The 7,351-nt window shown below is 70.5% G+C and carries 7 protein-coding genes; 2 read left to right on the top strand and 5 right to left on the bottom strand.

The annotated features are described in order from the left end of the window. Positions 1–131: 131 nt before the first annotated feature. Together D7W81_RS37925 and D7W81_RS37930 are read right to left on the bottom strand one after the other, a co-directional pair. Positions 132–1,097, bottom strand: coding sequence for an SDR family oxidoreductase (locus tag D7W81_RS37925; RefSeq protein WP_120560246.1), 966 nt, complete (start codon positions 1,095–1,097; stop codon positions 132–134). Continuing rightward, positions 1,094–1,948, bottom strand: a complete 855-nt coding sequence (locus D7W81_RS37930) for a lysophospholipid acyltransferase family protein (RefSeq protein WP_120560247.1) — start codon at positions 1,946–1,948, stop codon at positions 1,094–1,096. The genes D7W81_RS37925 and D7W81_RS37930 overlap by 4 nt, the downstream gene beginning before the upstream one ends. A gap of 91 nt (positions 1,949–2,039) precedes the next feature. Here D7W81_RS37930 and D7W81_RS37935 point away from each other — a divergent pair, with 91 nt between their 5' ends. After that, entirely contained in the window at positions 2,040–3,476 is a 1,437-nt protein-coding gene (locus tag D7W81_RS37935; protein WP_120560248.1) for a DUF2252 family protein, read from the top strand. Here the strand turns inward: D7W81_RS37935 and D7W81_RS37940 are convergent, their stop codons facing one another. From D7W81_RS37940 to D7W81_RS37950, 3 genes are all read right to left on the bottom strand, one after another. Then, positions 3,477–4,424 (bottom strand): polysaccharide deacetylase family protein, encoded by a 948-nt coding sequence (locus D7W81_RS37940; protein WP_120560249.1) that lies wholly within the window; start codon positions 4,422–4,424, stop codon positions 3,477–3,479. Positions 4,425–4,439: 15 nt separating this feature from the next. Further along, complete coding sequence (locus D7W81_RS37945; protein ID WP_120560250.1) at positions 4,440–5,150, bottom strand: glycosyltransferase family 2 protein; 711 nt, start codon at positions 5,148–5,150, stop codon at positions 4,440–4,442. Positions 5,151–5,228: 78 nt separating this feature from the next. Continuing rightward, on the bottom strand, positions 5,229–6,542 hold the full coding sequence (locus D7W81_RS37950; RefSeq protein ID WP_120560251.1) for a protoporphyrinogen/coproporphyrinogen oxidase: 1,314 nt from the start codon (positions 6,540–6,542) through the stop codon (positions 5,229–5,231). A gap of 227 nt (positions 6,543–6,769) precedes the next feature. Here D7W81_RS37950 and D7W81_RS44270 point away from each other — a divergent pair. After that, positions 6,770–7,351, top strand: a 582-nt coding sequence (locus D7W81_RS44270; protein ID WP_208721633.1) for a zinc-ribbon domain-containing protein, incomplete at its 3' end; no start/stop codon positions are given.

Genomic DNA, 7,351 nt, shown 5'->3' on the forward strand with positions numbered 1-7,351 from the left:
CCCTTGCCCCCGTGGCCACCCTCCCGTGCCTGACAGTGCTGTCAGGCCCTCCCTGCCATGCCGCCACGTTCCCCCTGACATGCCTGTCAGGGCCCCCCGGCGGGGCACCACGAAAAGCCGCTACGCCCCCGCTACTCCCCGATGACGGAGCGGATGGTGTCGCGCATGGAGTGCTGGGCCTTCCAGCCCACGTCCTGGACCCAGCGGTTGCCGTCCACGGCGCAGAGGAACTGGATGTGGTCCAGCTCCGGCGGCGGGAAGTTGGCCAGCCGGTAGCGGAACATCAGGCCCAACAGCGGCCGGGCCACCGGGTGCGGCACGGGGATGGGGGTGTTCCCCAGCTCGCGCAGCACCGCGGACAGGGGCACCTGGCCGGGGCCCACGACGTTGTAGACGCCCTTGGGCTCCGGCCGCAGGGCCTCCATCATGGCGCGGGCGACGTCCTCCACGTGGATGAGCTGCACCATCGGGTCGAAGCCCGCCATGGTCCACGGGTAGCGCAGCCGCAGGTAGTGGGACGGCGCGTTCTTGATGGTGGGCCCGACGATGTGGACGGGCCGCAGGATGACCGTCTCGATGTCGGGGTGCTTCCAGAAGAAGCTGTGCGCCAGCATGTCCACTTCGATGAGGTCGCGCACGCCGGAGAAGCGGCTCGCGGCCATCAGCGGCGCGTCCTCCGTGAGGAAGTTGGAGTTGTCCGGGCTGGGGCCGTAGACGTTCGCCGAGGACAGCACCACGACCTTCTTCACGCCGTACTTCGCGCAGTACTCCAACAGGCGCGTGGTCCCCACGACGTTGAACGAGTGGTGCTCCTCCTCGCTCATGCGCGGGTCATGCATGATGCCCATGTGGATGACGGCGCGGATCTCGTTCTTGCGGAAGACGTCCTCCGCCTTCTTCTTCCGGAGATCCATCTGGTGCATCTCGACGTCCTTCGGCTTGCCCAGGAAGGGGCGCCGGTCGATGCCGATGATGCGCTCGCGCTTGTGCAGCATCTTCGCCAGCGTGCGGCCCAGGTTGCCGCTGATGCCGGTGACGACGACGGCCGGGCGCTTGTCCGCGGCGACGGCGTCCTTCTCCTCGTTGGGGGCGCTCACCAGAACACGCCCCGGCGTTCCTTGAGACCCTGGTGGAGCATCGCCTGGATGGAGGCCTTCACGGTGCGCACCTTCTTGTCCAGTTCGCTGTCCTCGTCGTCCGCGCGGCCGGTGAAGTGGAGCGCGTCTCCGAAGTAGATGCGGTACTTCGTGGGCAGCGGGAAGGGCGTGCCCGTGGGGGTGATGGGGAAGGACGGGAAGCCCAGCAGCTTCGCCACGGGCTTCAGGTTCATCAGCGCGGGGGCCTGCTCCTCCGCGCCCACCACGGCGATGGGCACGATGGGCGTGTTCGTCTCCAGCGCCAGCCGCATGAAGCCCAGGCCGAACTCCTGGAGCTGGTAGCGCTGGGGCCACAGCTTGTTGAGCCCGCGCGTCCCTTCCGGGAACACGAGGATGGCCTCGTCCGCCTCCAGGAGCCGCCGGCAGTTCTCCGGCGTGCCGACAATCTGGCCCACGCGCGCCATGAACGTGGAGACGTACGGCAGGGACGGCACCCACTTCTCCACCATGCTGCGGATGGCGCGCGGCGGGTTGCCCTCCACCATCAGGGCGATGCCAATCATCGCGCCGTCCAGGGGCAGCTGGCCGGAGTGGTTGGACACCAGCAGCACCCGTCCCGAGGGAATGCGGTCCGCGCCGTAGGCCTCCACGCGGAAGTAGTGGCGGTAGAGCCACATGAACGGGGCAATGGCGGCCAGGCTGTAGTCCAGGTTGAACCCGAACGGGTCCACCCCGTACTCGTTCTCCGTCCGGGCCAGGGCCTGGAGTTGGTCGGACTGCTGCTCACCGGCCATGCGCTCGGTCCACTCGCGCAGGCCCTTCTTCACCTTGTCGCTGAAACGCTCCAGCATGGGCCGCTCCTTAGCACCCCGGCACGCACGCCGGGAGTGGGCCAACAACCCATGGACCCCTTCTGACGATAATCCGCCGGAAGGATCCCCCATGCGCATCCCCTTAAAGCCCTCCTCCCCCTCCCGGGCGTCCGCTTCGGGCTCCACCGTCGCCGCCACGGTGTTGACGCTCGCCACCTCCGGGGCCTCGGCGGGGCGGTTGGCCCCCGACGTCAGCGACTTCCAGCCCCAGGCCACCAGCACGTCACGGACAGGAAACACCGTGGCGGCGAGCACGGCCGCACCCAAGCGGGCCGCCGCGTCCGGCCTGGAGCGCGAGCCGTCCCAGGCGGTGTCCTTCGTGCGCGACTTCAACGCGAGGCTGGACCTGCCGCCCGCTCGCCTGAAGGAGAAGCTGGCGCAGATGCGTGAGAGCCCTTCGGCGATGTTCCGCGCCATGCCCGCCCTGTTCCACGCGGACCTGCGGGGCCCGTACGCGCAGGAGGCGCGGCTGACGGACCGGCCCGCGCCGGACATCCGGGTGGTGGGCGACGCGCACGTGGGCAACCTGGGCACGTTCCGGGGGCCGGACGGCAAGGCGGTGTGGGGGCTCAACGACTTCGACCAGACGGGGACGGCATCGCCCGAGGCGGACCTCACGCGCCTGGCCACCAGCGCTGTCCTCACCGCGCGCGACGCGGGCCTGTCCTCCAGCGAGCAGACCCAGGCGGTGGAAGCGCTCGCGAAGAACTACTTCGAGACGCTGGAGCTGCTGGCGGACGGCGACGCGAACCCGGGGGCCTTCCTGGACAAGAAGGAGTCCTCCGGCCCGGTGAAGGACCTCATCGGGAAGGCGCGTGACACGTCCGCCAAGGACCTGCTGTCCAGGTACGTGAAGCTCGACGGCGCGAAGGGGCCTCACTTCCTCAAGTCGGACACGCTCAAGCCGCTGGACGCGGAGCAGAAGTCGGCGGTGCGCACGGCGCTGGCGTCGTACGAGAAGACGCTGGACGGCACGGAGGGCGTGGCCGTGCCCCTCAAGGTGCTGGACCTGGCCGCACGGCTGGACGCGGGGGGCAGCAGCTACGGCCTGGAGCGCGACTACGTGCTCGTGGGCGCTGCGGATCCAAAGGCCCCGCCCGTGCTGCTGGAGCTGAAGGAGCTGCTCGCCTCCGGGGTGACGTCGCCGCCCGTGCCCGCGAACGGCGCGGACGTGGTGAAGGCGCAAGAGGCGCTGGGCGGCGCGGTGAACCCGCTCACGGGCGCGGTGGACATGGGCGGTCGGGCGTTCCTCGTGCGCGAGGTGGAGCCGGAGAAGGACAAGCTGGAGGACGCCGTGCTGGGGAAGAAGAAGTCCCTGCGCTCCACCTTCGAGCAGGCCGGCGTCGTGCTGGCTCGCGCCCACGGCAACACGCAAGCGCAGGCCGCGCGCCTGGAGGACTGGGTGGGCGGGGACACGAAGGAGGCCACGAAGCGGCTGGTCGCCTTCGCGCAGGCCTACGCGGATCAGGCGGAAGCGGACTGGAAGGCTCTGAAGGCCGCTCGCTGATCAGAGCGTGGCGGACAGCCGCCCCGCCGCGTCGCGCAGGGTGACGACGTCGAAGTCGTCCTTGAGCCACTGGAAGATGCTGCGCAGCCGCTCCACCTTCTTCGTGGCGCTTGTGCGCAGGTCCCGCTGCTGGCGCACCAGCTCTGGAGGGATGCCATCCGTGGCGTCCAGCACGTCGACACCGTGTAGCTCGAAGTTGAAGAAGGCATCCGCCCGGCACGTGCGGTACGCGGCGCGCATCGTGCCGCGAGGCAGCGTCGTCGCGAACGTGCCGATGAACGGGAAGCGCACCACCGGCGTCACCGTCATGGGCAGCTCCAGCACCGGCCCCGAGCCGCGCCGGTAGGGCTGCGCGGGGTCCGGCCGGTACGGGACGCGCGGTGCCAGCAGCACACGCGGCGTGTCCAGCACGGAGCGCGACGGCCGCCCCAGCGCCGCCAGCGCCCCCATCACCGCCGCCTTCGCCGCGTAGTACGGGGCCGCCGGGAACGCGGACGAACCGTACTGGTAGCCCTGCGCCACGGTGGCCGCGTACAGGTCCGCGTTCAGCGTGTAGCCCGGAGCGCGGAAACCGGAGGGGCGCACACCCACGGCCTTCAGGATGGCCGCGTCCGCGCGAGCCAGGTCCTCCGCGATGGCGTCCGGCCCGCGCCGGGTCAGCGCGTAGTCATGCGCGTGGCTGTGGCTGGCCACCTCCACGCCCGCCGCGTGCGAGCGCCGCATGCCGTCCGCCGCGCCGGGGTCCGACTCCAGGTCCTCGCCGATGACGAAGAACGTCCCCGGCACCCCGACCTCCGCCAGCAGCTCCAGGAAGCGCGGCACCGCCACGCGGTGGATCAGCGTCCGGGCGCGCTCGTCGAGCAGCGTCTCAGGCAGCCCGTGGATCCGGCAGTAGTGCGGCAGCGAATCCAGGTCGACGGAGATGGACGCCAGGCGCGCTGCCGTCATGGGGCGAGTCCTCGCTCAGGTCCCGCGCACGCGGATGACGTAGAACAGCTTGCCCACGTTCTTGAGCACGTTGGGCACGCGCTTGAAGAGGTGGATGGACGGCTGGCGCTTCTCATGGAGCTGGATGGGGATCTCCATGACGTTCAGCCCCTCGCGCCACGCGCGGATGACGAACTCGCTGGCAAACACGTCCATGTCCACCACGCACTTGTGGATGACGGGCAGCAGCGCTTCCCGGCGGAACGCCTTCAGGCCGTGCGTGTCCGTGCCCTGGAAGCCCAGCGCCACGCGCAAGAGCTTGTTGTGCACCCGCGTGGCCGCGCGGCGGATGAGGGGACGCTGGTCGCTCGCGCCCTTGGCCGCCTTGGAGCCCACGACCATGTCCGCCTCGCCACGCTCCAGCCGGGGCAGCGCCGCGTCGTAGAAGGTCAGGTCACACAGGTCGATTTCATCACAGACCACGTAGGTGCCCCGGGCCTTGAGGATGCCGGCCTTGAGCGCCACACCGTAGTTGGGCGTCTCCGAGTGGAACCAGCGCAGGCGCGGGTTCTGGGAGCACAGCTCTTCCAGGAGCCGGGGCGTCGCGTCGCGCGAGCCGTTCTCCGCGAAGATGATTTCGTAGTCGAGCCCGCGAGCATCCAGCCCCTGACGCAGCTCTTCGGCTGCCTGGAGGATGATGGACTCTTCGTTGTAGACGGGGATGACGACGGAGAGGTGCAGGGCCATGGGTCCGGAGATGCGAAGGGAAGGCGTTGGGGCCTAGCACGCCCCCGGACCACCGTCGACAGGAGACGACTCCCTGCGTCAGCCGTTCAGCGTCCGGGCGCAGGCCCGCCCGCCCAGGATGGCGTCCTCCATGGAGGAGTATTCCCACTTCCCGTAGCGCCCCGCCGTGAGGATGCCGGCGTGCTCCAGGAAGCGGTTCACCTCCGCCATCGCGGGGCCATAGGCGTCGTCGTAGAGGACGTACGCGTTGGGAATCTCCCGGCCCTTCGCGAAGAGGACGTCGTCCGCCGAGTGGATCATCCTCGAGCGCACCAGGTCCTCCACCGCGTACTTCTCCGCGTCCGCCACGGACAGGTCGCCGTGGTGGCTGAACTCCACGGAGAAGCTGGCCGTGTCCGGCGGGGCCAGGGGCGCGTACACCGCCGACGGCGCTCCGATGCGGTACGAGTGGAACTCCGGCTCCGGGAGGTAGATCCAGTGCCACGGCTGGCGGTTCGCGCCCCGGGCCCCCACGCACACGTACGTGACGATGAAGGCGCGCAGGCGCTTCGCCGCGGCCCGCACCTCGTCCGGCACGCCGGAGGCGCCCTTCCCGATGAGGTCCACCAGCAACGGCAGCGCGATGGAGGACACCAGCCCGGAGTAAGGCACGGTGCGTCCGTCGGAGAGCGCGACCTGCTTCGCCTTCCAGTCGATGGAGACGGGCTCGGTGCGCACGCTCAGCTCGCCGCCCGTCAGGTGCTGCTTCATCGCGCGCGCCAGGCTCTCGATGCCGCCCTCGCGCGGGTAGAGGAACGACGCGTTGTAGCCCAGCTGATCACTGCCCGCGCCGAGCGCCCCATCCACGACCTCCTTGAGGGTGGGGCGCGGCACGAACCGGCCCACCCACGCGGCGGACATCTCGCGCGGGGGTACGGTCCAGAGCTTCTGGTTGTAGGGCAGCATGAAGTTCTTCGCGAAGCCCTCGCCCATGTAGCGGAGGATGAACTCCTCGAAGTTCACGGGCTCGCGCTCGCGCAGGGCGCGGCCCTTCTCCCCGTAGATGGCCTCCACGTAGCCGACCAGGTTCTCCGCGACGACCTCCGGCGGAAGTCCGTGGGTGTTCACCTGGTAGGGGAAGCGGGTGAAGGTGTCGCGTGAGAACACGGCGGCGCGGCGCTGGATGCGCACCAGCTGGTCCGGAAGCCAGAGCGTGTTGACCAGCTCCTGGATCTCCGGGTCGCGCAGGTGCAGCCAGTGGCCGGTGGGGTCGAAGTAACACCCGTCAATGACCTCGGTCTTGATGAGGCCTCCGACCCGGTCGGACTTCTCGATGAGGCGCCAGGGGCGCTTGAGGAAGTGCGCGGTGGACAGGCCCGCCAGGCCCGCTCCGAGGATGACGATGGGATCCATGACCCGCCGGGTCTACCACCCCGGGAGGGGCGGTGGAAAAGGGACGCACACTGTTGGTGTTGCCGGGCGCCCGCCCTCCTGCCCGCCCGGGTGACAGCGGTGCGCTCCCGGGGCTCGTTCTTTCCGGGCTTGAAACGGCTCTGCTAGCCTGCATGCGCCGCGCGGACCCCCGCACCGCCCCCGTCATTGCGCGTGCGCGCGCCAGCCGGTCTCGTCGAAGGAAAACAATGAAAGTCTCCTGCCCGTCGTGCCAGACGAACTACAACATCGATGACAGGCGGATCCCGCCCGGCGGCGCGAAGCTGAAGTGCGCCCGGTGCCAGACCACGTTCCCCATCAAGGCCGATGGCGCGGGCGCCGAAGCTCCCGAGGCCGCGCCCGCCGCGGCGCCGCAGCCCGCCGCCATTCCCCTGCCGGGCAATGCCGCCGCGATTCCGCTGCCGGGCACCGCCGCGCCCCAGTCCGCCGCCATCCCGCTGCCCGGGAGTGCCGCGCCCCAGTCCGCCGCCATCCCGCTGCCGGGCACCGCCGCGCCCCAGTCCGCCGCCATTCCGCTGCCCGGGAGTGCCGCGCCCCAGTCCGCCATCCCGCTACCGGGGAGTGCCGCGCCGCAGTCGGCGGCCATCCCGTTGCCCGGCAGCGCCGCGCCCCAGTCCGCCGCCATTCCGCTGCCCGGAAGCGCCGCACCGCAGTCCGCCGCCATCCCGCTTCCGGGCACCGCCGCACCGCGCGCTGCCGCCATCCCCCTGCCCGGAAGCGCCGCACCGCAGTCCGCCGCCATTCCGCTCCCCGGGAGCGCTGCACCGCAG

The sequence above is a fragment of the Corallococcus aberystwythensis genome, from assembly GCF_003612165.1.
GTDB classification, from domain to species: domain Bacteria; phylum Myxococcota; class Myxococcia; order Myxococcales; family Myxococcaceae; genus Corallococcus; species Corallococcus aberystwythensis.